The organism is Halorubrum sp. GN11_10-6_MGM (assembly GCF_005435165.1).
In the GTDB taxonomy this organism is placed as follows: domain Archaea; phylum Halobacteriota; class Halobacteria; order Halobacteriales; family Haloferacaceae; genus Halorubrum.
Map to the genome: position 1 here is coordinate 1 of NZ_SGUC01000039.1, position 24,181 is coordinate 24,181.

At 69.1% G+C, this 24,181-nt stretch carries 25 protein-coding genes; 9 read left to right on the plus strand and 16 right to left on the minus strand.

What is annotated here, in order from left to right; translation table 11 throughout:
* Positions 1–92 precede the first annotated feature (92 nt).
* Positions 93–1,415, plus strand: coding sequence for a M28 family peptidase (locus tag EXE46_RS14330; RefSeq protein WP_137689054.1), 1,323 nt, complete (start codon positions 93–95; stop codon positions 1,413–1,415).
* 43 nt (positions 1,416–1,458) lie between these two features.
* Here EXE46_RS14330 and EXE46_RS14335 read toward each other — a convergent pair whose 3' ends face one another.
* The 9 genes from EXE46_RS14335 to EXE46_RS14375 form a co-directional block, all read right to left on the minus strand.
* Entirely contained in the window at positions 1,459–1,902 is a 444-nt protein-coding gene (locus EXE46_RS14335) for a hypothetical protein (protein WP_137689055.1), read from the minus strand.
* Positions 1,903–2,043: 141 nt separating this feature from the next.
* Positions 2,044–2,790, minus strand: a complete 747-nt coding sequence (locus EXE46_RS14340; RefSeq protein ID WP_137689056.1) for an NAD(+)/NADH kinase — start codon at positions 2,788–2,790, stop codon at positions 2,044–2,046.
* 113 nt (positions 2,791–2,903) lie between these two features.
* On the minus strand, positions 2,904–3,185 hold the full coding sequence (locus EXE46_RS14345) for a hypothetical protein (protein ID WP_137689057.1): 282 nt from the start codon (positions 3,183–3,185) through the stop codon (positions 2,904–2,906).
* A gap of 4 nt (positions 3,186–3,189) precedes the next feature.
* Positions 3,190–3,621: a hypothetical protein gene (locus EXE46_RS14350; protein WP_137689058.1), complete on the minus strand. Its 432-nt coding sequence runs from the start codon at positions 3,619–3,621 to the stop codon at positions 3,190–3,192.
* A 93-nt stretch (positions 3,622–3,714) separates the two neighbouring features.
* Positions 3,715–4,503 (minus strand): cytochrome bc complex cytochrome b subunit, encoded by a 789-nt coding sequence (locus tag EXE46_RS14355; RefSeq protein WP_137689059.1) that lies wholly within the window; start codon positions 4,501–4,503, stop codon positions 3,715–3,717.
* A gap of 4 nt (positions 4,504–4,507) precedes the next feature.
* Entirely contained in the window at positions 4,508–5,317 is an 810-nt protein-coding gene (locus EXE46_RS14360; RefSeq protein ID WP_053771625.1) for a cytochrome bc complex cytochrome b subunit, read from the minus strand.
* Positions 5,318–5,324: 7 nt separating this feature from the next.
* A complete protein-coding gene (locus tag EXE46_RS14365; RefSeq protein WP_137689060.1) occupies positions 5,325–5,714 on the minus strand; it encodes a hypothetical protein in 390 nt (129 codons plus the stop codon).
* Complete coding sequence (locus tag EXE46_RS14370; protein ID WP_137689061.1) at positions 5,711–6,358, minus strand: halocyanin domain-containing protein; 648 nt, start codon at positions 6,356–6,358, stop codon at positions 5,711–5,713. Before EXE46_RS14370 ends, EXE46_RS14365 begins: the two co-directional genes overlap by 4 nt.
* A gap of 95 nt (positions 6,359–6,453) precedes the next feature.
* Positions 6,454–7,287 (minus strand): hypothetical protein, encoded by an 834-nt coding sequence (locus tag EXE46_RS14375; RefSeq protein WP_137689062.1) that lies wholly within the window; start codon positions 7,285–7,287, stop codon positions 6,454–6,456.
* A gap of 137 nt (positions 7,288–7,424) precedes the next feature.
* On the opposite strand from EXE46_RS14375, the gene EXE46_RS14380 reads away from it, so the two are divergent.
* Together EXE46_RS14380 and EXE46_RS14385 are read left to right on the plus strand one after the other, a co-directional pair.
* A complete protein-coding gene (locus EXE46_RS14380; RefSeq protein WP_137689063.1) occupies positions 7,425–7,907 on the plus strand; it encodes a hypothetical protein in 483 nt (160 codons plus the stop codon).
* A 155-nt stretch (positions 7,908–8,062) separates the two neighbouring features.
* Complete coding sequence (locus EXE46_RS14385) at positions 8,063–8,683, plus strand: HAD family hydrolase (RefSeq protein WP_137689064.1); 621 nt, start codon at positions 8,063–8,065, stop codon at positions 8,681–8,683.
* 26 nt (positions 8,684–8,709) lie between these two features.
* On the opposite strand, the gene EXE46_RS14390 is transcribed toward EXE46_RS14385, so the two are convergent.
* From EXE46_RS14390 to EXE46_RS14400, 3 genes are read right to left on the minus strand one after another with little or no spacing between them, the layout of a single operon-like run.
* Positions 8,710–10,248, minus strand: a complete 1,539-nt coding sequence (locus EXE46_RS14390; protein ID WP_137689065.1) for a hypothetical protein — start codon at positions 10,246–10,248, stop codon at positions 8,710–8,712.
* A 31-nt stretch (positions 10,249–10,279) separates the two neighbouring features.
* Positions 10,280–11,137, minus strand: a complete 858-nt coding sequence (locus tag EXE46_RS14395; RefSeq protein WP_137689066.1) for an MBL fold metallo-hydrolase — start codon at positions 11,135–11,137, stop codon at positions 10,280–10,282.
* Positions 11,138–11,140: 3 nt separating this feature from the next.
* Positions 11,141–13,003: a radical SAM protein gene (locus EXE46_RS14400; RefSeq protein WP_137689067.1), complete on the minus strand. Its 1,863-nt coding sequence runs from the start codon at positions 13,001–13,003 to the stop codon at positions 11,141–11,143.
* A gap of 106 nt (positions 13,004–13,109) precedes the next feature.
* Between EXE46_RS14400 and EXE46_RS14405 the strand changes: the two genes are divergently transcribed.
* Genes EXE46_RS14405 through EXE46_RS14415 form a run of 4 tightly spaced genes read left to right on the plus strand, consistent with a single transcriptional unit; the run spans position 13,110 to position 15,617 of the window.
* Positions 13,110–13,505 (plus strand): hypothetical protein, encoded by a 396-nt coding sequence (locus tag EXE46_RS14405; RefSeq protein ID WP_137689068.1) that lies wholly within the window; start codon positions 13,110–13,112, stop codon positions 13,503–13,505.
* Between the two features lie 48 nt (positions 13,506–13,553).
* On the plus strand, positions 13,554–14,981 hold the full coding sequence (locus EXE46_RS14410) for an ATP-binding protein (RefSeq protein ID WP_137689069.1): 1,428 nt from the start codon (positions 13,554–13,556) through the stop codon (positions 14,979–14,981).
* Between the two features lie 60 nt (positions 14,982–15,041).
* Positions 15,042–15,197, plus strand: a complete 156-nt coding sequence (locus tag EXE46_RS17240; protein ID WP_017342671.1) for a hypothetical protein — start codon at positions 15,042–15,044, stop codon at positions 15,195–15,197.
* A gap of 3 nt (positions 15,198–15,200) precedes the next feature.
* Positions 15,201–15,617, plus strand: coding sequence for an Hsp20/alpha crystallin family protein (locus tag EXE46_RS14415; RefSeq protein ID WP_137689070.1), 417 nt, complete (start codon positions 15,201–15,203; stop codon positions 15,615–15,617).
* 27 nt (positions 15,618–15,644) lie between these two features.
* Here EXE46_RS14415 and EXE46_RS14420 read toward each other — a convergent pair whose 3' ends face one another.
* Positions 15,645–16,934 carry an FAD-binding oxidoreductase gene (locus EXE46_RS14420; RefSeq protein ID WP_137689071.1) on the minus strand — a complete coding sequence of 430 codons (1,290 nt, stop codon included), beginning with the start codon at positions 16,932–16,934 and terminating at the stop codon, positions 15,645–15,647.
* Between the two features lie 502 nt (positions 16,935–17,436).
* Between EXE46_RS14420 and EXE46_RS14425 the strand changes: the two genes are divergently transcribed.
* Positions 17,437–18,468, plus strand: coding sequence for a glutathione S-transferase family protein (locus EXE46_RS14425; RefSeq protein WP_137689072.1), 1,032 nt, complete (start codon positions 17,437–17,439; stop codon positions 18,466–18,468).
* Positions 18,469–19,120: 652 nt separating this feature from the next.
* Here EXE46_RS14425 and EXE46_RS14430 read toward each other — a convergent pair.
* From EXE46_RS14430 to EXE46_RS14440, 3 genes are read right to left on the minus strand one after another with little or no spacing between them, the layout of a single operon-like run.
* Entirely contained in the window at positions 19,121–20,182 is a 1,062-nt protein-coding gene (locus EXE46_RS14430; protein ID WP_137689073.1) for a sugar ABC transporter permease, read from the minus strand.
* On the minus strand, positions 20,179–21,174 hold the full coding sequence (locus tag EXE46_RS14435; RefSeq protein ID WP_137689074.1) for a carbohydrate ABC transporter permease: 996 nt from the start codon (positions 21,172–21,174) through the stop codon (positions 20,179–20,181). The genes EXE46_RS14430 and EXE46_RS14435 overlap by 4 nt, the downstream gene beginning before the upstream one ends.
* A 21-nt stretch (positions 21,175–21,195) precedes the next feature.
* Positions 21,196–22,482: an extracellular solute-binding protein gene (locus tag EXE46_RS14440; RefSeq protein ID WP_199234185.1), complete on the minus strand. Its 1,287-nt coding sequence runs from the start codon at positions 22,480–22,482 to the stop codon at positions 21,196–21,198.
* 204 nt (positions 22,483–22,686) lie between these two features.
* Here EXE46_RS14440 and EXE46_RS14445 point away from each other — a divergent pair, with 204 nt between their 5' ends.
* On the plus strand, positions 22,687–23,820 hold the full coding sequence (locus EXE46_RS14445; protein ID WP_137689075.1) for an ABC transporter ATP-binding protein: 1,134 nt from the start codon (positions 22,687–22,689) through the stop codon (positions 23,818–23,820).
* The last annotated feature ends 361 nt before the right edge of the window (positions 23,821–24,181 follow it).

Sequence of the window (24,181 nt, forward strand, 5' to 3'; positions counted from 1 at the left end):
CTCGTGAACGTCTCACCGATCCAGTCGGTCATGCGTCTCGGTGTCGCGGCCGCCACCGAAACGCTTGAGCGGCGGCCGCGACACCGAGACGCATGACCGACTGGATCGGTGAGACGTTCACGAGCGACGCGGGCTGGAACCACCTGGTCGACCTCGTCGACGTCGGCGACCGCATGGCCGGGTCGCCGGGCGAGCGCGAGGCGCTGGAGCTGACCCGCGACGCGTTCGCCGCGGTCGGCGCGCGGAACGCGGCGATCGAGGAGTTCGAGATTCAGGGCTGGGAGCGCGGCGACAGCGCGGTTCGCGACGCCGAGACGGGCGACCCGCTCGCGGTCGGCCCGAACGCCTGTATCGCCCTGCCGCGGAGTCCGAGCGGCGAGGCGACCGGCGAGTTCGTCGACCTCGGCTACGGGGTCCCCGAGGACTTCGAGGCCGACCTCGACGGGAAGGTCGTGTTAGTCTCGTCGGACACGCCCGACTCCGTCGACCGGTTCGTCCACCGCCGCGAGAAGTACTACCGCGCGGTCGACGCGGGCGCCGCCGCCTTCGTCTTCGCCAACCACGTCGAGGGGATGCTGCCGCCGACCGGGAGCGTCGGGACCGCCGACGCGCCGATCGGGGCGATCCCGGCGGTCGGCGTCTCGAAGGAGACCGGCGCTCGACTCGCGCGACGGAACGAGGGCGACGAACTGACGGTCGCGGTCGACTGCGAGACGCCGGCGGCGACGAGCGGCAACGCGGTCGCCGAGCTCGGTCCCGACACCGACGAACACCTGATCGTCTCCTCGCACGTCGACGCGCACGACATCGCTGAGGGCGCCATGGACAACGGTGCCGGAACGGCGACGATCGTCGAGGTCGCGCGGGCGCTCGCGGCGCGCGAAGACGAACTCGACGTGCGGGTCCGGTTCGCCGCGTTCGGCGCCGAGGAGGTCGGTCTCGTCGGCTCGTCCGTCGCCGCCGAGGCGGCCGACCGGGACGCGGTCCGGGCGGTCGTCAACGTCGACAGCAACGTGTTCGGACGGACGCTCCGGCTCGACCACCACGACTTCGACGCGCTGGCGGCGGCCGCCGAGCGCGTGAGCGACCGCTTCGACCACCCGATTTCGACGGGCGAGGAGTTAGTCCCCCACAGCGACCACTGGCCGTTCGTGAAGCGGGGGATTCCCGGCTACATGGTCTCCGGCGAGACCGAGGGGCGCGGCCGCGGCTGGGGCCACACCCACGCCGACACGCTCGACAAGCTGGAGTCGCGGAACCTCCGGGAGCAGGCGATCCTCCTGACCGAGTTGGTCGTCGAGGTCGCGGGCGCGGACGCGTCGATCCCGCGCCGCGACACCGACGAGATCGCCGCGTCGCTCGAAGCCGAGGGGAAGGCGACGGGGATGAAGCTCACCGGCGACTGGACGTTCTGAGCGGCGGGTCGAAAAGGGAAATCGCGGACGGGATCGGCTCCCGTCAGGCGACGACGAACTGGTTCCAGACCCCTTCGATGACGAAGAACAGCGCGTAGTACGACGACCACACCAGCACGACGAGCGAGGCGGCGATCGAGCTCTTCGGCGCCTCGATCTCCATGTCGTTGCGGGCCTCGACGTTGCGCGCCTCCAACTCGAAGAAGTCGGCGATGAACATCGCGAGCACGAGGATCGACAGGATCGTGCCGCTCACCGGTGAGTCGAGGATGAAGAGGAAGGATAGGAGAACGAGCCCGACGTTGGTGAACACGTGCGGGAAGTACGCCTCCACGCTGTCCGCCTCCTGTCCCTGTTCGACGTGACGCCTGTGCGCGAGGTGCCGCGTCGCGAGGTTCCCGACGGTCATCACGAAGATCGCGTACGGCAGCGCCGGCCCGGCGGCCGACAGCCAGCTGAGGGGAACGAGGAACTGCAGTGGGTCCATATCCACCATTTCCGTTCACGACGTATTAGAGTGTTTCCGATCGGCGCGCCCGCGAGAGCGCGGAGTCGCCGTGAGTGCGAGCCGCCGAGGGCGCCCCGAGCGCGAGCGACCGGGGCCGCCCCGAGCGCGAGCCGCCTTCCCTCACTCCGTCGTCGGCGAGAGGAGATCGACGGTCGTCGCGACCTCGAGACCGACCGCGCGGTGCGGCTCGACGGTCCCCCGACGTTCGCCGTCCACGACCAGCGCGACCGGCTCCTCCCCGCGCGCGACCGTGACGTGGACGCCGCCGCTCGCGACCCACGTGTCGGGGCGAGTCGTGAACGGCGAGACGGGCACGACCGAGAGGCCGCCGCCGGGCGACACCACCGAGCCGCCGGCCGCCGCCGCGTAGCCGTCGCTGCCGAGCGGCGTCGCGACCACGGCGCCGTCCGCGCGCACCGAGACCGAGTCGCCGTCGAGGAACGCGATCTCGTACTCGGAGATCCGCGCCGGCTCCACGGTCACGAAGGCGACGTCCGCGGCCGCGAATCGGCGGCGACCGCCGTCCGCGTCGCCGACCGCCAGCACCGGGTGCGCGACGCGGTCGAACCCGTCGAACGCGCCCGACGATTCGCCGACCCCGGCGACGACGTCCCCGAGGCGCTCAACCGCGACACCCGGTGCGACCGCGTGACGGCCGCTCCCGACAGGGAGGATGGGAACCGACCGCGCGTCGCCGCTCGCGACCGCGCGCATCGCCTCCCGGAGCGCGGCGTCTCCGACGGGGACGAGCGCGTCGGCCTCGCCGCGGTCGACGAGGCGGGCGTCGGCGTCGGTCGCCGCCGACCGGACCGCCGCCGTCGAGTCGCCGTCACCGAGAACCGCGAGGCGGCGCGTCGGCTCACTCATGCGCGAGGGTGGGGCGAGCGGCGGTGAAAAGCTCCCGGTTCGCCGCCGCCGGCCGCGCCGCTCGGGAGCGGTGTCGAGACGGAGGGGGAGAAGCGAGACGAGCGGGTTCGCGGTCAGTTCGCGGCCGCGTCGTCGTCGCCGTTGAGGGCGTCACGGAGCTGACGGCTGGCCGGGATGAACACCCAGAACGTCAGCGCACCGAGGATCATCAGCCAGAAGAACGCGTCGCCGGCGATCAGGCCGATCTCGCCGTACGCCGTGTTCACGCCTTCTGGCGGGTTCACGAGCTGTACCACCTCGTAGTACGACGGCGTCCGGTACCAGCCGCCGAAGGTGATCCACCCGAGACCGCCGATCGCGAAGAGGGCGAAGCCCTTCATGAACTCGTCTGCCATTACTTCACGTTTCGCTGGAGTCGTCTTGAGACTTTCCCATCCCTTGTCCGCGGAACCGGGTTCCGAGGACGTACACAGCGGTCCCGAGGAGGATGAACCCCACGCCCGTGATCGCGAGTATCGCCACGAGCACGTCCTCCGGAGGAAGGATTCCGGCGCTGTCGAGTAAGTAGACGATCGTCGTCCGGACGAAGCTTATCTGTAGCGTCGCGGCGTCGATGAGCGTGAACCCGACGAAGTAGGTGACGACCGCGGCGAGCGTCGAGAAGACGGTGACGGCCTTGTACAGCCGGAACGGGACGACGACCTCCCGGCCGCTCGCCCCCTCTCGCGGGCCCGTCGGCTCGTTTCGCGGGTCGGCGTCGTCGTCGGCCGCGATCGGGTCGCCGGTCTCGTCGAACGCCTGCGAGGCGTCGCCGTCTGTTGAGGATGACATGGTGATACGAGGCGTCGGAACGGCAGGAGCAGGTCCCCGAACGGGAACCCGGCTGCGCTTCGGTCGCGGGACCGCAGCGGACTGTGTCGGCCGTTACTTCGGCGGCCGCAGCATGTAGTACCGGCGGTTGAGGTCGTACATGTACCCCTCGCGCATCGTCTTCAGCACCGCGTAGGTGATGACGCCCCCCGCGATCGGGAGCATGAACGTGAGCGAGAACAGCAGCTCGAGCGGGACCGGGAAGAAGTTCTGGATGGCGAGCGCCGCGAGCGTGATCGCCAGGATGACCCCGGTCACGCCGAGGGCCGCCCAGCCGGGCTCCTCGACGGGTCGCCGCGCGTTCCCCTTATTCAGGAAGGGGACGAGCGTGATGACGCCGAAGATGGCGCCGTGAGCGATGAGTCCGTACAGCTCGTTGGACACGATGATGTTGCCGCCCAGCACCGCGAGTTCGGGGTTGATCGGACTGAGCTTCAGCAGGCCGAACGACCAGTAGAGGTACCAGTCGGGCAGGATGATCGCCGGCGTGGAGCCGGGGTTCGCCGGGTCCCCGAAGTGCGACGGCAGGATCGACGCCACGAGCAGGATGATCCCGAGGAAAAAGGAGGTGATCGCGAGGTTGCGGATCGTCTCGTGGGGCCACGTCGGGAAACCGAGCACGTCGCGCTCGACGTACGTCGACTCCGCGCGCAGGTCCTCGTCCTCGCGCCGGGAGCGCTCGAAGTACTGGTAGGTGAGCTGTGCGAGCCCCTGGCTGCGCTCCTTCCGCTCGGACCAGGTCGGCGTCTCGTCGTCCGGCGGGACCGTCGCCGGCGGGCCGCCGTCGGTACGCGCCTCCTCGTCGGTGCCTCCGTCCGTCATGGGGGTGGTTTCGTCGGTCATTGGATTAGTGCGGCTCCGCGATGCCCTGCACCCAGACGATGCCGACGTGGATCGCGATGAGCGCGGTGACCACGAACGGCAGCACGAACACGTGCAGGATGTACATTCTCACGAGCGTCGCCTGTCCGAGGGTGAAGCCCCCGAACAGGAGTTGGGCCGCCCACTCGCCCACGATGGGGGTCGCGAGCGCCAGTTCGACGCCGATCTGCGCCGCCCAGAAGGACAGCTGCTTCCACGGGAGGACGTACCCGGAGAAGCCGAACAGCAGCGTCAGCGCGATGAGCACGACGCCGAGGATCCAGTTGACCTCGCGCGGCTCCTTGTACGCGCCGGTGAAGTAGACGCGCAGCATGTGGAGGAACACGGCCGCCACCATGAACTGCGCCGCCCAGCGGTGGATCGACCGGAGCATGAAGCCGAACTGGACGTCTTGCATGATCATCACCATCGAGTCGTACGCGGCGGTCGGGTCGCCCTGCGCCGCCGCGCCGGCGGTCGACGGCGCGTAGTAGAATCCGAGCATCGCGCCGGACACCGCCGCGAGCAGGTACGCGATGATAGAGAGGGACCCGAGCGAGTACAGCGGGTACCAGTACCAGAACTTGTTGTCGAGGTCGTACTGCTCGGTGTGGCTCTTCGGCATCTGGAGGTTCGCACGGTAGTACATCGTCTCCAACAGTTCGAGGTAGTCGACGATGCGGAGCCGCTTGTCCAGCCAGATGAGCGTGGTCAGGAACGCCGTCTCGATAGCCGTGAGGTCCTGACTCTTGAGCCACGCGTTGTGGTCCATGTCGTCTTGTTTTTTCAGACTCATTGTCGAATCACTTCTTGTAGTACGGGTACACCGCGCGCTTCAGCGTCTCCGCGAGTCCGCCGGTGTCGAAGCCGTTCCCCTCTTGGTCGTCCTCGCGAACGTACAGGTCCTCCCACTTGCGGCGGCGTTTCTTCACGATCATCACGTCCGGAAGGAACTCTTTTCGGTACAGGAGGAGGATGAACGCGAGATCGATGAAGATGAACGCCAGCAGCGCGCCGACGTACATGTTCCCCGCCTCCGTCGACGCCCACGCCGACATGAGACCGTAGGTGAACAGCGCGACGAACACGACCTCGATGACGGTGAGGAGGACGATCGCGATCGCGGCGGCGGTGCTCTCGCGGGCCGGCTCGTAGCGGTGGATGTCGCCGTACGAGGAGTTGCCGGAGCTCATCTCGCACCCCCGTGACCGGTGTGGGCGGACTCGCCGTACTTGAGCATGTAGAACGTGAACACGAACGTCAGCCCGATGCCGAGGATCGCGGAGATGCCGACCCAGTGGGCGTGGAGCGGAACGCCGACGTACGCGATGTCCTCCGGCCAGCCGGTGTTGGCGCCGCCGGTCTCGACGGTGGCGACATCCTCGCCGACGGCGATGCCGCCGTGCATGCCGACCGCGGTGTGGGGGACGCAGTGGTAGTGGGTGATGCCGGCGTCTTCGCTCGACGTCTCGTACTCGTAGGTGTACCCCTCCTCGCCGACCGGGTTCCCGCTGTCGAGGCTGGCCGGCCCGCCGTCGTCGACGGTCTGGACGTTGTGGTCGCCCCCGTTACCCGTCCACTCCCACGTGATCGTCGTCCCCTCGTCGACCCAGACGAGGGTCGGATCGAACGCGAGGCCGTCGCTGCCGGCGCCGACCGAAATGGTCACCGAGTCCTGGCCGCGGGCGTCGGTGTACGACCCGACGTTGCCGCTCGACGCGCCGCTCGGCCAGTCGGGCTGTACCTCCTGTGCCGCCACCGTTCCGGTCGCCCCGGCGGAGGCCGCGACGGCGGCGGTCGCGCCGCCGGCCGTCCGCACGAAGTCCCGCCTTTTCATACAGCTTCACTCAGGACGGGGTTCGCTTAAACCCACCGACTGAACCCGCCGACGTGGAGGAGTCTCCGGGGTCTGAAACCGCCGAAATCGGACGATTACTCGTCTCGATCGGAGTCGGACGCGGCGGCGCCCCGTTCGGTCACCACCCCGTCCTCGACCGGGACGAACTCGGGGCGCTCCTTCGCCTCGCGAAGCGCGCGCAGTCGGTTCCGGTACTCCTCCGAGCGGAACCGGTCCGAGAGCCGCGCGTTCGCCACCATCGCGAACAGGAAGACGCCGACCAAGAGGAAGACGATCCCCATCGCTGGAGCGACGATCGTCCCGAGATCGGCCACCGCGCTCGCGACGAGGAGCGCCGCGCCGGCGAGCACCTGGGCAGCCGCGACGGCCTGTACCACGAGGTTGCCGAACTCTCCCGACCCCTCCGGGACGCTGTCCGGGTGCGGGAGCGACCAGTTCTCCGGCGGCTCGGGCACCTCGTAGGAGTCCATCGCCGCGAGCGCGACGATCGGTTCGATGTCCCGGAGGACCGTCCCCTCACCCCGCACCTCGCCGGTGGGACTGATGATCGCGTATCCCTCGTCGGAGTAGACGAGGATACGCTCCTCGCCGTCCTCGCGGACACGCTCCAAGACGCCGAACACGTCGCGGGTCGCGATCCGCGACTTCAGTTCGGCGTCGACGCGGTCGAGGAGCCGGTCGCCGGTGATCCACGTGTCGGGGTCGAACGCGGCGTCCCACTCGTCGGCGCTCATCTGGGCCATGTCGGACGGCCCGAAGTCGTCGAAGTCGTACTCCGACTCGACCCGCTCGCGGAGGGCCTCGATGTCGGTCTCGTCGTCCGGTTCGCTCGTCGGACCGTCTGCCGTCGATTCGGCCGACGCCTCCGGCGGCGACTCCGGCTCGGACCGCGTCGAAGTGTCCTCCATCGCCTCGGGGGTACGTGCTCCTGACGCTAACTGTTTTCGTCCGGGGCCGGCCGCCGAGAACGCGAGACCGCACCGAGAGATCGCACCGGTGGACACGGATCGCGGGGCTTTACGCGCCGGAGCACGTAGCCGCTCGCATGGTCGACGAGTCGGTCATCGCGGCGGTCGCCGGGATGTCCGTGACGGCGAGTTTCCCGTTCCTGCTGTACGGCGCCTGGATCATGATCGACACGGAGACGGTGTCGTGGAACGTGCTGATGCGCCACCTGCGGTACATCGTCGTCGGACTGGCGCTCACGACGGTCCCCATCGTCACGTGGATGATCCCGCGCGTCCTCGATCAGGTGAGCGGGATGGCGATCCTCCACGCGTTCTTCGGCGTTCAGGCGTACGCCCTGCTGGCGTTCGCGCTCACCGGGATCGTGCGGATCTTCCAGGCGAAGCGGAACGCGGACGCCTACGAGGACCCCAGCGTGGACATCGACGAGCTCCACGAGGACATGAGCCACTGGCGGAAGCGGCTCCGCGCCGGCGTCGCGGGGTTCATGGTTCTGTGGCTGTGCGCGTGGGTGACCGGGCTCTATCGGCTGGTCACGCTCCACTTCGGCTCGCTGTTCTGATTGGGCGCGTCGATCTCGCTTTTCTGGCCGGGCGTGTCGATCTCGCTGTGCTGACCTCGGTGCGCCGACCGTGACCGGGGCGCCGCGCGGTCGGCGTCGAGACGCGCCCACCCGACCGACAGGTTCAATCCGCGTTTCTCCCTAACAGGAGTATCGTGGCAGTCACCTTCGACCTCTTCGGGACCCTCGTCGACGTCGAGTACCCGGCCGATCCCGCGGAAGCGGTCGCGCGCGAACTGGAGTCCCGCGACGTGGCGGTCCCCGACGACTGGCACGTCGCGTACGGCGAGCGACACGTCGAGGCGCCGGCGGGCGCGGAGGTCCCGCTCCCCGCACACGTCGCCCGCGCGCTCGACTCCCGCGGCGTCGACGTGACGCAGAACGTCGCCCGGCACGCGGTGGTCGCCGCGTTCGACCCCGACGTGACCCGCCGAGACGGAGCGCTGGAGGCGGTCCGGGGGGCCGGCGAGCGCGGGCCGGTCGGGCTGCTCTCGAACTGCGCCGTCCCCGAGCTGGTCCCGCGGACGCTGATCCGCGCCGGGCTGCGCGGCGAGTTCGACGCGGTCACGACGAGCGTCGGCTGCGGCTGGCGCAAGCCGCATCCCTCCGCGTTCGAAACCGCCGCCGAGGCGCTCGGCGCGACCACGACCGGGCTCGTCCACGTCGGCGACGACCCGGAGACGGACGGCGGGATCGTCGCCGCCGGCGGGCGCTTCGTCGACGTGACGGAGACGCCGCTGTCCGAGGTCGTCGGCGAGCTCGAAGCGGAACCGTAGCTGGGCCGGCGGCGGGAGCGGCTTACTCAGTCGAACCGCCCGCCGAGCAGCACGTAGCCGAGCCCGAGCGTCACGCCCCAGAGCGCGTGGCCGAGGAGCCCGGTCGGAGGGAGGTTCGGCAGGGCCGCGGGGACGCCGACGGCGCGCAGCCAGACCGGCATGAGCACCCCGGCGGCGACCAGCCAGAGGAACGTCCCCCACGCGAGGCCGGCGGCGCTCGCGGCGAGCGGGCGGCCGAGACGGGCGCCGAGGCCGGATCGGGAAGCGCCAGCGACGAACAGCAGCGCGAACACGACACTGTGGAAGAGGTGCGTGATCCAACCGATCGCGGCGCTCTCTGCGCCGTACAGCGCGCCGATCACCGGGAGGGTCCCGCTCGTCGCCCACAGCAGGCCGCCCATTGCGACGCCGGCGCCGAGCCCCGCCGCGACCGCCCGTCGGAGGCCCGGATACGCCACGCCGACGGCAGCCGCCGCCGCGTCGGTGGTCGTGCGAGGGAGCCGCACCGCGACCCGGGTCTCGTCGCCCTGCTCGACGCGGATCGATCCGCCGTACTCGCCGACGAGGAGGGACGCGGCCTGGAGTTCGAACCCGTTGCTCGGGTCGTCGTACTCAGGGAAGGAGCCGCGTTCGAGGACGTCCCGCTGGCGGTCGGAGAGCGGGGACCCGTCGTCGACCACCGTCGCGGTGGCCGCGTGTCGCTCCGCCGTCGTCTCGATCCGAACGGCACCGGCGTCGCGGACGTCGACGGCGTGTTCGACCAGTCGCTCGAACGCCACCGAAAGTCTGTCGTCGGCATCGACATCGACGTCGACCGTCTCGGCGTCGGCGACCTCGACGGAGACGGACCGGTCGAGGTCCCCGCCATCGCGGACCGCATCGACCGCGTCGCGGACCGCCCCGTCGAGCGCGAGCGAGTCCGCCGCGCGGTCGTCGGCGATCGTTCCGACCCCGTTGACCGTCGACTCGATCCGGGCCGCGCCGCGGCGGATGGCGCCGACGGACCGCTCGCGGTTCGCACCGTCGTCTCGGAGGAGGTCGGCGTGCCCGTCGATGATCGTCGCGGCGTTTAACACCTCGTGCCGAAGCAGCCGGTTGATGAACCGGGCCCGGTTCGCGCTCCGCGTGATCGCCGCCCGCCGCCGCCGGAGGAACGCCTTCCGGTACCCGTTGACCATCCCGCCGACGGCGCCCGCGAGGAGGACGTTTGCGACGAGGAGCTGGGTCCCGACCGCCGCTCCGACCATGTCGACGCCGGTCGCCGCGACGGTGACGGCGAGGGCGGCGGTCATCGCTCCGGTCCCCAGCAGACAGCCACCGCTGACGTCGGCGACGTCCACCGGCGAGAAGGCGCCGACCGCGAGCGCGACCCCGGTGACCGTGAGCCCGAGGCCGACCACCAGCGATCCGATGGTGGCGGCGACGGCGAGCGCCCCGCCCGAGAGCACCACGGCCTCCGCGACGAAGAAGCGCGTGATGACGAATCCGAGTCCGGCGACCAGCGGCCCGCCGTACCGACCGAGGAACCGAACCGACGTCGACGGGTCACCGGCGGAGTCTGCCATGTGCCCCCTCGTTCCGGTGCGCGCGGTAAAACTACGTCGGCGGACCGTCGCCCCGCTCGTCGGTCCACGCCTCGTCGACCCGCCCCTCAGCGACCAGCTTCTCGACGTGCGCCGCCACGGTCGCTCGGGCGAGGTCGCGAACGCCCGAGAGGTCCTTCTCGTAGGCGCCGTCGACGACCGCGTCGAGGTCGGTCGCTCCGCCGTCGATCGCCGCGATCACGTCGCGCTCGCGGGCCAGTCGGTGATCGATCAGCCGGTCGCAGGTCGCCGCCGGGTCGTCGATCGGCGGTCCGTGCCCGGGGAGGAGCCGGTCGTACCCTGCGTCGCGCACCCGTTCGAGGCTCGCGAGGTACGCGGCGAGGTCGCCCTCCGGCGCGGCGACCGCGACACTCCCCTCGGCGACGGCGAGGTCGCCGCAGCACAGCACGGAGCGTCCCGACCCGGCGGCCGAGCCGCTCGGATGGCCCGCCGGACCTCCGGCCGCGAACCCGAGGTGGTCAGGCGCGTGTCCCGGCGTGTCGACGGCGCGGACCGTGGTGTCGCCGACCGTCTCGCCCGGAGCGACCGTCTCGTCCGGCTCGATCCCGGCCGCCGCGGCGAACCGGTCCGCGTGTCCCTCGCGGGCGACGACGGTCGCGCCCGTCATCGCGGCGTAGTCGGCGACCGCGCCGACGTGGTCCGGGTGGGCGTGGGTGACCGCGACGGCCTCGGCCGCGGGGGCGGCGGCGTCGGCCGATCCGCGCTCGGCGACCGCGGCGTCGAGCGCGTCGCTCCGGGCCGCCGGGTCGACGAGGAGCCCGTCGAGGAGGTACGCGTTCGTGGTCCCGCCGGGCGCGCGGGTGTCGACGGGGACCTCGACGCTGGTGACCGCGGGATCGTCGACCGACACCGTTCAGTCCCCGCGCCTGAGCGGCGACCGCGCGGCCGGTCCCGGCCCCGATCCGGGGCGGTCACGGCCGGGGATCGACGCGTCGGCGTCGCCGGCGACCGCGTACGCGGAGAGGTCGACGGTCCCCGGAGCGACGGCGTCGACGGCCGCGACGGAGTCGTACGGTCGGCCGACGACGACGTCGCCGGCCGTGCTCCGGTTGATCCCGGGGATCGCGGTCAGCTCGTCCATCGAGGCCGCGTTGACGTCGAGCGGGTACGGGACGCCCGTGACGGAGCGGTAGCCGTGGTCGGTGATCGCCACGTCGATGCTGGTGCCGAGCTCGCGCTCGCCCGGAACCGCGACGAGGAGCGCGTAGGTGCCGAGCTGTCGCCCGAACGTCTTGCCGTCCTGATGGTATTCGAGGTGGACGTCCGGAAGGACCGTCCCCGGCGGGACCACGCGGTCGAGCATCGGGTTGTCGATGGTCTCACGCACCTCCCGCTTGTACGCCTGGAACTGGTCTTTGTGCTCCTGTGCGACCTCCGCGCCCGTCTCGGCCATCTCCGTCCCCGCGAACGCCATCACCTGCCGGATGTTGATCCGGCGGAGCATCAGCCCCTCGTCGTACACCGTCTGGAGGAACTCCTTGTTGTGCTCGTACGTCTCGGGGCGCTCACCCGCGAGGCCGTGGACGAGGTTGATCCCGGGCAGCAGCTTCGGGAGCCGCGGAGAGGCGTCCGGGCCGGTCGAGGGACCGGTGACGCGGGAGGGGTCGCCGGGCGTCGTGTCGGGGGCGTCGCCCGGGCGCCAGCCCCCCTCCTCGTTGACGACGCGGACCGCCTCCAAGCACTCCTCGGCCGTGACGAGCAGGTTGTTCTCCTCCTGAACGACCGGGTCGGCCGACTCCAGCCCGAACGCCGCCGTGTCACCGGGGGTGTTGTGTCTCGCGATCACGCGGATCGCCTCCCGAGAGGCCTCGGGGTAGTCGGTGATCGTCACCGGGTTCATGTTGTCGAGGTGGAGCGTCCGGAGGTCGGGCGCGACCTCGCGGATGCCGCCGTACAGCTCTCGGAGGGCGTCCGGATTCGGCGCCTCGCCGTCGCCGCCGTACGCGAGGATGTCGGCCTGTCGCCCGAGCCGGAAGTGCCTGACGCCCCGGTCCGAGAGCGCGTCGACCTCGCCGACGACGGAGTCCGGCGCGCGGAACGCCGGGTCGCCGTACAGCGGCTCCGTACAGAAGGAACACCGGTACGCGCAGCCGCGCGAGGTCTCCATCTCGCAGATGAGGTAGTCCGGGTGGTTCGGGTGCTGCTCGACGACGAACGCCCCTCGCCGAGCCCAGCGGTCGACCTCCTCGTTCGTCCGCATCCGGTTTCCGTACCCCTCTAACCCCTCGCGAACGAGGTCGTGGGCCGCGGCCTCGACGTCGCCCATCGCGACGAAGTCGTAGTCGAGGTCGTCGCGTTTCGTCTCCTGTGCGCCCGCGTTCTCCTCGCCGACCCCGAAGCGCACCGGGCCGCCGAGCAGCGTCACGCCGTCGGCGGTCCAGCCGAGCTCGCGCACCTCGTCCGGCTCCGCGGGGGTGCCGCCGACGTACTTGCCGGGCACCGTCATTCCCCCGACGTACACCATGAGGTCGGCGTCCGCGACGTCGGCGTGCTTCGAGCGGTCCTCCCGGAGTTCGTCGATGGTGTGATACGTGATCTGCGACTCGGGGACGCCGGCGTCGACGAGCGCGCCCGCCGTGTACCGGGGGTACGTCGAGAGGTACGGCGGGACCCCGAAGTGGGCGGGCTCGTCGACGTACCCGTCGACGATCGTGACGGCGAGGTCGTTCGGGTCGGCCGGGAGCGACCCCCGTGCCGACGCGGGCGAATCGGTCATGTTACCCACCGTACTCGGCCGAGACGGGAAAAGCGTGCGGAACGGCGGGACGGCGCGGAACGCGGTCGCCCGATCGCTTATGCCGGATCGGTCGAAAGCGCGACTCGTGCCCTCCGACACGCCCGCTCGCCGGCAGCGGCTCGGACAGCTCCTCGCGGTCGCCCTCGTCTGCGCCTTCGGCGCCGCGCAGTTCTACGCCGCCGACCCGCGCCCGTGGGGTATCGCGGCCGCGTGGGCGGTCGTCACCGCGATTCTCGTCGGCCCGCTCGCGTGGCTGGCGCGGGACCGACTCCCGCCCGCCCGGTACGAGACGCTGGCGTACGTCGCCGGCGGCGCCGCGATACTCGTCGCGTCCGTCTGGCTCGGCGTCGCGCTGGCGTTCGCGCCGCGCCTGTTCCCGTACGGCCCGGGGTTCGCCGCCGGCGTCGCGTTCGGAACGCTCCTCGTGCTGCTCGCCGAGCGCGCCGTCGTCCCAGAGCGGTACCGCGGGCGACGGAGCTGACTCGATCGGTTCCCCAATTGTTATGTTGTACTCCGCTGAGAACCGGGTATGTCGAACGTTCCGGGAGAGACGATTCGGGTCCTCAGCGTCCCGGAGATCGGCCGCGCGCGCTCCTTCGGGACGGAGTGGCCGGAGGCGGAGTTCGACGTCACGGTCGAGTCGAACGTCACGGCGGCGGTCGAGCGCCTGCGGCGGGACGCGGTCGACTGCGTCGTGGCCGGCCACGATCTGCCGGACGGAGACGGGGTCGAACTGCTCAGAGAGGTCCGAGACCGCCGTCCGGGAGTACCGTTCGTGCTCGCCACGGCGTCGGGCTCGGAGCAGATCGCGAGCGAGGCGGTCGCGAGCGGCGTCACCGACTACGTCCCGCTCGACCCCGCCGACGGGAGCGACGAACTCCGCGACAGGGTGCGTCAGGCCGTGGCCCGCGGTCGGAGCTCCGCCGGCGACGAGTCCCGGGACCGCGACAGGCGGCGGCTGGAGACGCTCATCGGGAACCTCCCCGGGTTCGTCTACCGCTGCCGGAACGCGCCCGGGTGGCCGATGGAGCTCGTCCGCGGCGAAAGCGAGTCGATCACGGGCTACACGACGGCGGAACTCGCGAGCGACGCGGTCGTCTGGGGCGAAGACGTCATCCATCCCGACGACCGGGAACGGGCGTGGGAGACCGTCCAGACGGCGATAGACACGGACGAGGAGTTCGAGATCACGTACCGGATTCGCACGCGCGACGGCGAGCTGGGCTGGATGTGGGAGCGCGGGTGCCTCGTCGAGTCCACCGTGGATGGAACCGCCGTGTTGGAGGGGTTCATCACGGACGTGACCGAGCGGAAGGAGTACGAGGCGGAGCTCGAACGCCGCAACAAGGAGCTCGAATCGTTCGCCAGGGTCGTTTCACACGACCTACAGAATCCGCTCTCGGTCGCGAAGGGACGGGTCGAACTGGCGCGCGAGCACTGCGACGATCCCAACCTCGACCACGCCGCGAACGCGCACGAACGGATGAGCGAGCGGATCGACCAGCTGCTCACGCTCGCGCGAAACGGGAAGCGAGTCACCGACGTCGAACCGGTCGACCTCGCAGCCGTCGTCGAGCGCTGCTGGTCGGAGACCGCGACGGAGGACGCGAGCCTCGAAGTCGAGACGGACCTGACGGTGGACGCGGACCGCGAGCGACTCGTACAGCTCCTCGAAAACCTCGTGCGGAACGCAGTCGACCACGGCGGGGACGACGTCGTCGTGCGAGTCGGCGAGCTCGACTCGCCCGCGGGATTCTTCGTCGCCGACAACGGGCCGGGGATCCCGGCGGACGTCCGCGAGCGGGCCTTCGAGACCGGGTTCACCACTGCCGCGGACGGAACCGGGTTCGGATTGAGCATCGTTTCCCGGATCGCCGAGGCGCACGGCTGGAGCGCCGAGGCCGTCGAGGGAGCGGACGGGGCGCGGATCGAGGTGCGGACGGAGCCGACCCCCTGAGACGGGGACGCGACCGCCGCCGCCACGCCGTTTAAGCCCACGCCGACACTACCGTCGCGTATGCCATCGACGATGGAGGTCAAGTGCGTCAGCGACGACTGCGAGCTCGACATGTTCGAGAACCACTACACGTACGACGTGCCCGACGACCACGCGGTCGAGGACCTCTCCTGTCCGTACTGCGGCGGGAGCGACCTCGTCGAAATCGAGGTGTGAGCCGTGGGCGGACTCGTCGAGACCGGTCGGTCCGCGCTCCGGAGCGCCCTCGAACGCGTCGGCCGCGGGTGGGGGAAGGTACAGGAGCGCCGCCCGCTCTCGCACGACCTCCTCGAAAGCGACGACGCCTACCTCGTCGTCTTCGACGCCCCCGGCGTGCGCGGCGAAGACGTCGACGTCACCTTCCTCGACCGCACCGTCGAGGTGAACCTCGAACGCTTCCGCGACTTCTACGACGGCTACGACCTCGTGTTCCCGGGGCGGGGCGTCTCGCTGTCCGGCAGCGTCGACCTCCCGCGCGACGCCGACGTGACCCCCGAGGGCGCGAACGCGACGCTCACGCGCAACGGCACGCTCCACGTGGAGATCCCCAAGCGCGGGGGATCGAGCGACGTCGACGTCGTCGAAGAGGACGACTGACCGCCGTTTTCGGCCAGGCTCACCGGTCTATTCTCCGTCCGTCCGGTTCGACAGCGACATTCCCTCGACGATCTCGAACGGCTCGTCGGCGTCGAACCGCTCGGAACCGAACCGCCTCGGATCGAACGCGCCGATCCACGGCGACTCCGAGGCGTCGAACGCGACGCCGTCGAGCGACGCCAGCACGCCCTCCGCGACCGTCTCCCCGATCGCCGGCGCGCGCATGAACCCATGTCCCTGCCAGCCGGCGGCGACGAACAGCGTCGGCGCGGTGTCGCCGGTCGACGCGCGGTCCGCGGTCCCGCCCGCGTCGACCGGTCCGACGAGCGGGTCGCCGTCGGGCGTCGCGGTACAGAGGCCGGCCCACGCCCGCGCGTCGTTGAGATCGGGACCACCCCGGTCGCCGTGAGCGAGCCGCTCGTCGAGGACGGTCCCGACGTCCTCGCGGAACCAGTCGTCCGCCTCCCGGCGGTAGCCGTCGGGGTCGGCCGAGACCGGCTCCGTGCCGTCGCCCGCGAGCAGGCCGTCCGGGTGGGGACGGAGGTACGCGTCCGCGGTGGCGTCGTACACCATCGGGCCGTCGTAGCGCTCGGCCGCGACGAGCGCCTGAACGCGGTACGGAACGACCGGCGCGGCGACGTCGGCGTCCGCCAGCAGCGACCGCGTGTGCGCTCCGGCCGCGACGACGACCGCGTCGAAGACGCGCGTTTCGGTCCCCGAGTCACCGTCGGCGCCGGCGTCGCGGACCCGAAGCTCTCGTCCCGCGTCGGTCAGGGGTCCGAGGGCGACCGCGGTCTCGGTTTCGATCGCGACGCCCTCGCGGGCGGCCCGCCCGCCGAGCGCGCGGACGTAGCTCGGCGGGTCGGTCCACCCGGCCCCCTCGGCGACCGCCGCGACGGCGAGGTCGTCGGTCCGGAGCGTCGGGAAGCGCTCGCCGAGCGCGTCGGGGTCGACGACCGAGACGTCGCGGCCGTGGGCGCGCATGCGCTCGACCATCGCCGGGACCGCGTCGGCGTCGGAGTCGCCCTCGCGCACCGCGATCACGTACGGACACGCCGCGAACGAGAACCCGGGGAGCGTCCGGTCGAACGCGCGGAACCGCTCCAGCGAGCGGGCGCCGACCGCGGCGTCGACGTCCTCGGCGTAGGCGTCGTAGAAGAGCCCTGCCGCGCGGCCGGAGCTCTCGGCCGCCAGATCGCCGCGCTCGAACAGCGTCACGTCGGCGCCGCGAGCCGCGAGGTCGTGGGCCGCCGTGACCCCGACCGCGCCGCCGCCGACGACCGCGACCGTCGGAGCGGACTCGTCTTCGTCGGTCATGCGTCTGACCACGCGAGCGACGACGAAAAGCCACCGAGACGGTAGCGTTCGTTTATAAATAATGTGGTGGCGCGCCGGCGAGCGCCCGCAGGGCGCGAGCCGCCCGCGAGGGAGTCGGCGGTCCGGAGCAATGCGGAGGACCGCCGACGAGGCTGGGGAGGCGTGAGGCTGCGGTTGCGGTGCGGTGTGGGACGGGGCTCAAAGGGGCAGTCGCGAGGACGAAGCACGGCGCAGTAAGCACCGCAGCGAAGGAGCGAAGCGACTGAGCGAGGAGCACAGCAAGCCGCGCGAGTCCTCGCGGCTGGGGCTTTGGCGGTGTTCACCGTCGATCCGTTATCGACTATTTATAAGCGAGCGGCTGGGGCTTTGGCGGGACCCGCTATCGATCTCTTGTAAATAAGGCGGAACTAGGTGAAACGGACTGTAATACCATATTCCTCGTACGGCCGGTGACACGCGTGTCCCCGCCTACGTTATAGGGGTCGAAGCCCACGAATAGCGTATGAATCAGCTCGTGAACGGCGAATGGCGGACGGACACCTACGAGGCGACCGACGAGGACGGCGCCTTCCAACGCGGCGAGACCACCTTCCGGAGCTGGGTCGCGGGCAGCGACGTGCCCGACCATGTCGACGCGGAGCCGGACGAGCGCTTCCAGCCCGAGGCGGGCCGGTATCACCTGTACGTCTCGTACGCGTGCCCGTGGGCGCACCGCACGCTGCTCGCCCGCTCGCTCCTCGGCCTCGAAGACGCGATCAGCGTCTCGGTCGTCGACCCGTACCGCGGTGAGGACGGCTGGCAGTTCACCCCGGAGAAGGACGGCTGCACGCGCGACCACCTCCACGACAGCGACTACCTCCGAGAGCTGTACGTCGAGGCGGACCCCGACGCCACCTGCCGCGTGACCGTGCCCGTGCTGTGGGACACCGAGGAGGAGACGGTCGTCAACAACGAGTCGCGGGAGATCCTCCGGATGCTCTCGACGGCGTTCGCCGACCTCGGCAACGGCGCCTCGCTGCTGCCCGACGAAGGCGACGACGCGACCGTCGCGGACGTCGACGAGGTGATCACCGACATCTACGAGCCGATCAACAACGGCGTCTACCGCGCCGGGTTCGCCACCTCGCAGGAGGCGTACGACGAGGCGATCGACGAGCTGTTCGGCGCGCTCGACCAGTACGACGACCGGCTCGCCGACCGACGCTACCTCGTCGGCGACTCCCTGACGGAGGCGGACATCTGTATGTTCACCACCCTGATCCGCTTCGATCAGGTGTACCACACGCACTTCATGTGTAACAAGCAGTTCATCCACCAGTACGACAACCTCTGGCCGTACCTGCGCGACCTCTACCAGACCGACGGCGTCGCGGAGACGGTGAACATGGACCACATCAAGGAGCACTACTACACCACGCACCCGGACGTGACTCCCTCGCGCATCATCGCGCGCGGCCCCGACCTCGACTTCGAGGCCGAACACGACCGCGAGCGGCTCGGCGGCGAGGCGCCGACGCCGGCCGCGGACGACTGAGCGAAACGCGAGGCGACCGCGTCGAGAATTTATTTTTAGGCATCGTTCTGTCAAAACTACTGTCCGATTGAGCGTGCGTATCGACCGATATTGATCAACGGACGTGTTGTGACCACACTCGTCGGGCGCGTCCATCGAATACTGCTATAACGAGCCCAAGAGAGCAAAAGAATCCGAGCCCTCCAACGGATAACCAGAGTCGGTAGAGTGTAGTGACGAGGAATAAATAGACGGCCAAACCGAGAGAGATGGATGTCAACAAGGCGAACGTCACTGCTTTCCAACTGGGAGATTCGTCACGGAAGTACCTGTACGCATTTGTCGTAAGCACAACGAGAGAGGCCCAGCCTGCCGCAAGCACCGTAAACCAAAGAAGACCGATGAGGATGAGAACTGAACCAACTGTCCCCTGAAACCCGAAACCTACAATGGTTCCGCAAAGCAGGAGAAGATAAAAACCTACTACGAATTCTTCATGAGCACTGATTGACGATTCAGCCATACTGACTTCAGTTAACCATTACTACATAATTGCTGGGGATGAAAGATTCATACTACTGTTTTCGAGTCATCTCTTTTGATCAATTAATAGATGAATTCTCTGTATTGAGCGATCCGTGATGCGGAATACAAAGGGCCGCGACCGCCGCGGCTACCCTTCCATCCCGCCGAACGAGAGGCCGTCCTCGACGGAGCGCTGCGCCGCGAAGTAGACGATCGCGACCGGCAGGGCGAACAGGTTCGCGAACGCCGCGAAGCGCGTCCACGGCGTCGAGAACCGGCCCTCGGTCGCGATGTTGTACAGCTCGACCGACAGCGGGTAGTTCTCGGGACGCAGCAGCGTCTGCGCGATGATGAACTCGTTCCAGCCGGCGAGCCAGACGAAGATCAGGACGACGGCGAGCCCGGGCTTCGTCAGCGGGATAATGACCTCCCGGATCGTCTCCAGGAAGCTCGCGCCGTCGACCATCGCCGCCTCCTCGTAGGAGACGGGGATGTTGTCCATGTACGTCTTCAGCAGCCACGTGTTGAACGGGATCGCCCCCGCGGCGTAGAACAGCCCGAGGACGAACAGGTTGTTCGTCAGGCCGTACGAGCTGAACAGCGAGTACAGCGCCACGAGCGTCGCGATCGACAGCCCGGCGCCGATCTGCGTGAAGAGGACGTACCCGTAGAGGATCCGCTTGCGGCCGAGGAACTGCCGGCGCGAGAACGCGTACGCGGCGGGCACGATCATCGCGAACCCGGCGGCGATCGTCACGCTGACGATGTAGAGGCTGTTGAACACCGCGCCGGGTCCGGTCTCGGTCCCCGCCCACCGGAAGCTCACCAGTCCGCCGCTCCCCCCGAGAACGAGCTGGGGGTATCCCCAGTCGCCCTCGACGAAGAAGAAGTCGGACTCGAAGAGGACCCAGCGGTACGCGCCGAGGTTGTACGTCGACGCGTCGGGGAAGATGCCGCTGGTGGTGAACAGCCGCGTCCCCTCGGCCAGCGAGGCCGTGAAGATCCAGAACAGCGGGAACAGAAGCACCAGCACCATCGCGAGCCCGAACAGCGTCATCAGGACGCTCTTCCCGACGTCCCACGGGGTGCGCTTGCCCGTGCGGAGGTCGTAGAGCGCCCGCTGGACCGTGACGACGAACCGCTTCGGCGCGGTCGCGAACGCGACCAACTTGGCGGCGACGAACGCCGCGACCGAGCGGATCGCGCTCATTCGTCACCCACCCCCTCTGCGAGGCCGCCGTAGCGCACGGCGACGTACATGAACAGCCCGACGAAGGCGATGGCGACGATCAGTATCGCCGCCGAGAGCCCGAACTCGTTGAAGCTGATCGCCTCGCGGTAGCCGTACACGATGATCAGTTCGTTCTGTCTCGCCGGGCCGCCCTGGTTGAACACCCACGGGATCAGGAACTGCTGGAACGACGTCGCCGCGGTGAGGATCGAGGCGAACAGCACCGGCCCCTTGATCGCGGGCAGCGTCACCGTCCGGAACCGGTGGATCCACCCGGCGCCGTCGACCATCGCCGCTTCGTGGAGCGACTTGGGCACGTCCTGTAGCGCGCTCACGATGATGATCACCATGAACGGGTACGCCAGCCACACCTCCGTGGTGACGTACGCGAAGAACGCCTCCCAGCGGCCGCTGAGGAAGCCGATCGGCACGTCGAAGAGGAGGACCTGCGGCGCCGACAGCGACGACATGATCTCGTTGTATCGGCCCAGCAGCGTGTTGAACACGCCGAACCGGGCGTCGCTGAACATCCCGCGCCAGACGGTGATCGTGAAGATGCCGGGGAACCCCAGCGGGACGATCACCGCCGCGCGCATGTAGCGTTTGCCGACGACCCGCGCGTGGTTCAAGAGGAGCGCGATGCCGACCGCGACGAACACCTTGACCACGAGCGAGACGGCGACGAACAGCCACGTCGTCGACATCGAGGTCCAGAACTGCGGGTCGCGCAGGAGCTGCGCGTAGTTCGCGAGCCCGATCAGCTCCGCGCCGCCGCCGATGACCGACCCGGCGAACGTCGCGTTCGTCAGCGAGATGTAAAACAGGTAGACGATCGGGTACAGCATGAAGCTCGAGAAGAGGACCACGCCGGGGATGACCAAGAGCAGTCCCCAGTCGCGACCGGAGAACGGCAGCGCTGACCGGAGCCGCGAGAGCCCGCCTCCGCCGACGTCGAGTTGTGAAGAGGCCATGGTGGGTCGAGGAGAGACCGCCTACTGGTTCTCCCGGATCTCCGAGGCGGCCTGGTCGAGGGCCGGACCGCTCTCCTGGTTGCCGTTGAAGACGCGAGTCAGCGCCTCGGTCAGCGGCGTCCAGACGGCGTTCATGTTCGGGTGGGTCGGGATGGGGACGCCGTGGTCGACCTGCTGCGCGAACGCCTGAACGTCGTCGGAGAGGTCGCCGTCCTCCACGACCGACGAGAGGACGGGGATGTACCCCTGCTCTTCGGCGTTGGTCGCGACGACCTCCTCGTTCGTGGTGTACCACTCCGCGAGGCCCGTCGCGGCGTCGACGGTCGACTGGTCGGCGTCGGAGAGCATCGCGCTGAAGTAGAACGTCTGGATCCCGGAGTACGTCCGGGGATTGTTGCCGTCGACGGTCGGCAGCGTCGTGACGCCGAGGTTCTCGATCTCGCTCTGGAGGTTGGCGATCTCCCACGGGCCGTTGATCGCGAACGGCGCGGCGCCGTCCGCGAACGCGACGATCTGCGACTCGTAGCCGGGGTCGGCGGGCACGTAGTCGAACAGCCGTTCGAGCGCGTCCATCCCCTGCTTACAGGCGTCACTGTCGAGCGCGGTCTCGAGGCTCTCGGTGTCGAAGATGTCGCCGCCGTACGCCTGGATGAACCCGCTGGCGAAGTACGGGTCGGTGACGGGATACGAGAGGCCGTACTCGCCGTTCTCGGGGTCGTGGAACTCGTCCATCACCGAGATCATGTCTTCGAGCGTCTCCGGCGGCTCGTCGACCATGTCCTCGTTGTAGAACAGCGTGACGGTCTCCGAGGCGAACGGGAGCCCGTGGAGCGCGCCGTCGAACTGGACGGCCTGCTGGGCGGTCTCCGTGAACACGTCGAGGGAAGCGTCGACGTCGTCGCTCGCGTCGTAGAGGAACGGCGGCTCCTCGCGGACCGCGAACCGGCCGATCCAGTCGTGCGCCCAGATCCACGAGTCCGGCCCCTCGCCCGACGGGATCGCGGTCTCGAGCTGCTGGTCGAGCTCGCCGCCGGGCTCGTTCTTCTCGATCGTGTTGGGGCTCTGGGACTCGTACTGGTCGATGTACGAGGACATGGCCTCGTCCTCGCCGTCGGAGAGGTCGGTCCACAGCGTCGCGGTCCCGCCGCTACTACCGTCGGACCCGTCCGACCCGTCGGAGCCGTCGCCGCCGTCGGAACCGTCACCGCCGTCGCCGCCGTCGCCGCCGGTGCTGATACAGCCCGCGAGCCCCGCGAGCGCAGTCGTTCCCCCCATCGCCTTGAGCAGCGTTCTACGTTTCTCGTTCATGTGACTAGAACAAATGATGAATTATATTTTCATACATTTAGTGTTTGGGGTGCATCCCGATCGATCCGGATCGATCCGCGTCGACCGTAGGAGTCGACGATCGACTGTCTCGACGCAGCGGTCCAATATTTGAGAAGAGATTCTTCACCAAATATCAAGAAAACAGCAAAGAACTCATATGCCGGCGGACTAGTTTTGAGGGAAATGGCACGCGTCACGCTCGATACGCTCCGGAAGGAGTTCGACCGGGGAACCATCGTCGCCGTCGACGATCTGGACCTAGAGATCGACGACGGGGAGTTCGTGACCGTGGTCGGGCCGTCTGGCTGCGGGAAGACGACCACGCTCCGAATGGTCGCGGGCTTAGAGGAGCCGACCTCGGGGACCGTCAGCTTCGACGACGAGGACGTCACCGATATCCACGCGAAGGAGCGCCCCGTCGCGATGGTGTTCCAGAACTACGCGTTATACCCGCACAAGACGGTCCGCGAGAACATGGGGTTCGGGCTCAAGATGAGCACGGACATGTCGAAGGAAGACCGCCACGAGCGGGTCCGCGAGATGGCTGAGATGATGGGGATCGAGGACCTCCTCGACGACAAGCCGGACGAGCTCTCCGGCGGCCAGAAGCAGCGCGTCGCGCTCGGTCGCGCCATCGCGCGCGAGCCCGAGGTGTTCCTCTTCGACGAGCCGCTCTCGAACCTCGACGCGAAGCTCCGGACGGAGATGCGCGCGGAGATCCAGAAGCTACAAAAGGAGTTCGGCGTCACCGCGATGTACGTCACCCACGACCAGGAGGAGGCGATGACGATGGGCGACCGCCTCGCCATCCTGAACGACGGCGAGCTCCAGCAGGTCGGCGAGCCGACCGAGGTGTACCAGAACCCCGTTAACGAGTTCGTCGCCGGCTTCATCGGCTCGCCGTCGATGAACTTCGTCGACGTCGACGTGGAGACGGACGGCACCGGCGCCGTCATCCGCAACGAGGACGCCGGGTTCGAGCTCGACCTCTCCGCGGAGTACGTCCGGGGCCACGACCTCCGGAACGGCCGGTACACGCTGGGAATCCGCCCGGAGAACATCGTCCTCGACGAGTCGCCGACCGGCGACGAGAACCTGCGCTCGACGGTGGAGGTCGTCGAGCCGATCGGCTCCGACAACTACGTCCACCTCACCGTCACCGAGGACTTCCTCGCGCGCTCGCCCGCGGACGTGAAACCCGAGGCGGGCGACGAGGTCGGCGTCTCTTTCGAGGAGGAGCACATCCACCTGTTCGACCCGGAGACCGGCGAGGACGTGTTCCTCACCGACGAGGAGATCGCCGCCGCGGTCGCTTAAGTAGGAACTATGCTCGTGGACGGCCACGAAGTGTGAACCGATCGTTCGTACTTTCTCTCCGTTTCGAGAGTGAACGCTATCAGAGCCGAAGGATCGGCCGGAAACCGCCGACGCCGCGGCGACTGCTTCTGGTGGCCCGGTCGGTCGTTTATAGATAGTTGGCGACAGATCGGCGGAGAGCACCACCGAAGCCCCAGTCGCTCGGCAATACGTAGCTGCCGCCACGGAGAACACCGCCGAAGCCCCAGTCGGGAGGCGGGCGCACGCTCGCCGCGCTCCTCGGTCGCTCACTTCGTTCGCTCCCTGCGGTGCTCGCGTCGCCTGCGCCCGCCTCCCGACTGGGGCTTCGGCGGTGTTCTCC

Excerpts from the sequence above, each read along its gene's own strand:
- EXE46_RS14330 (WP_137689054.1), top strand. The coding sequence starts at position 93 with ATGACCGACTGGATCGGTGAGACGTTCACGAGCGACGCGGGCTGGAAC.
- EXE46_RS14335 (WP_137689055.1), bottom strand. The coding sequence starts at position 1,902 with ATGGACCCACTGCAGTTCCTCGTTCCCCTCAGCTGGCTGTCGGCCGCC.
- EXE46_RS14340 (WP_137689056.1), bottom strand. The coding sequence starts at position 2,790 with ATGAGTGAGCCGACGCGCCGCCTCGCGGTTCTCGGTGACGGCGACTCG.
- EXE46_RS14345 (WP_137689057.1), bottom strand. The coding sequence starts at position 3,185 with ATGGCAGACGAGTTCATGAAGGGCTTCGCCCTCTTCGCGATCGGCGGT.
- EXE46_RS14350 (WP_137689058.1), bottom strand. The coding sequence starts at position 3,621 with ATGTCATCCTCAACAGACGGCGACGCCTCGCAGGCGTTCGACGAGACC.
- EXE46_RS14355 (WP_137689059.1), bottom strand. The coding sequence starts at position 4,503 with ATGACCGACGAAACCACCCCCATGACGGACGGAGGCACCGACGAGGAG.
- EXE46_RS14360 (WP_053771625.1), bottom strand. The coding sequence starts at position 5,317 with ATGAGTCTGAAAAAACAAGACGACATGGACCACAACGCGTGGCTCAAG.
- EXE46_RS14365 (WP_137689060.1), bottom strand. The coding sequence starts at position 5,714 with ATGAGCTCCGGCAACTCCTCGTACGGCGACATCCACCGCTACGAGCCG.
- EXE46_RS14370 (WP_137689061.1), bottom strand. The coding sequence starts at position 6,358 with ATGAAAAGGCGGGACTTCGTGCGGACGGCCGGCGGCGCGACCGCCGCC.
- EXE46_RS14375 (WP_137689062.1), bottom strand. The coding sequence starts at position 7,287 with ATGGAGGACACTTCGACGCGGTCCGAGCCGGAGTCGCCGCCGGAGGCG.
- EXE46_RS14380 (WP_137689063.1), top strand. The coding sequence starts at position 7,425 with ATGGTCGACGAGTCGGTCATCGCGGCGGTCGCCGGGATGTCCGTGACG.
- EXE46_RS14390 (WP_137689065.1), bottom strand. The coding sequence starts at position 10,248 with ATGGCAGACTCCGCCGGTGACCCGTCGACGTCGGTTCGGTTCCTCGGT.
- EXE46_RS14400 (WP_137689067.1), bottom strand. The coding sequence starts at position 13,003 with ATGACCGATTCGCCCGCGTCGGCACGGGGGTCGCTCCCGGCCGACCCG.
- EXE46_RS14410 (WP_137689069.1), top strand. The coding sequence starts at position 13,554 with ATGTCGAACGTTCCGGGAGAGACGATTCGGGTCCTCAGCGTCCCGGAG.
- EXE46_RS17240 (WP_017342671.1), top strand. The coding sequence starts at position 15,042 with ATGCCATCGACGATGGAGGTCAAGTGCGTCAGCGACGACTGCGAGCTC.
- EXE46_RS14420 (WP_137689071.1), bottom strand. The coding sequence starts at position 16,934 with ATGACCGACGAAGACGAGTCCGCTCCGACGGTCGCGGTCGTCGGCGGC.
- EXE46_RS14425 (WP_137689072.1), top strand. The coding sequence starts at position 17,437 with ATGAATCAGCTCGTGAACGGCGAATGGCGGACGGACACCTACGAGGCG.
- EXE46_RS14430 (WP_137689073.1), bottom strand. The coding sequence starts at position 20,182 with ATGAGCGCGATCCGCTCGGTCGCGGCGTTCGTCGCCGCCAAGTTGGTC.
- EXE46_RS14435 (WP_137689074.1), bottom strand. The coding sequence starts at position 21,174 with ATGGCCTCTTCACAACTCGACGTCGGCGGAGGCGGGCTCTCGCGGCTC.
- EXE46_RS14440 (WP_199234185.1), bottom strand. The coding sequence starts at position 22,482 with ATGAACGAGAAACGTAGAACGCTGCTCAAGGCGATGGGGGGAACGACT.
- EXE46_RS14445 (WP_137689075.1), top strand. The coding sequence starts at position 22,687 with ATGGCACGCGTCACGCTCGATACGCTCCGGAAGGAGTTCGACCGGGGA.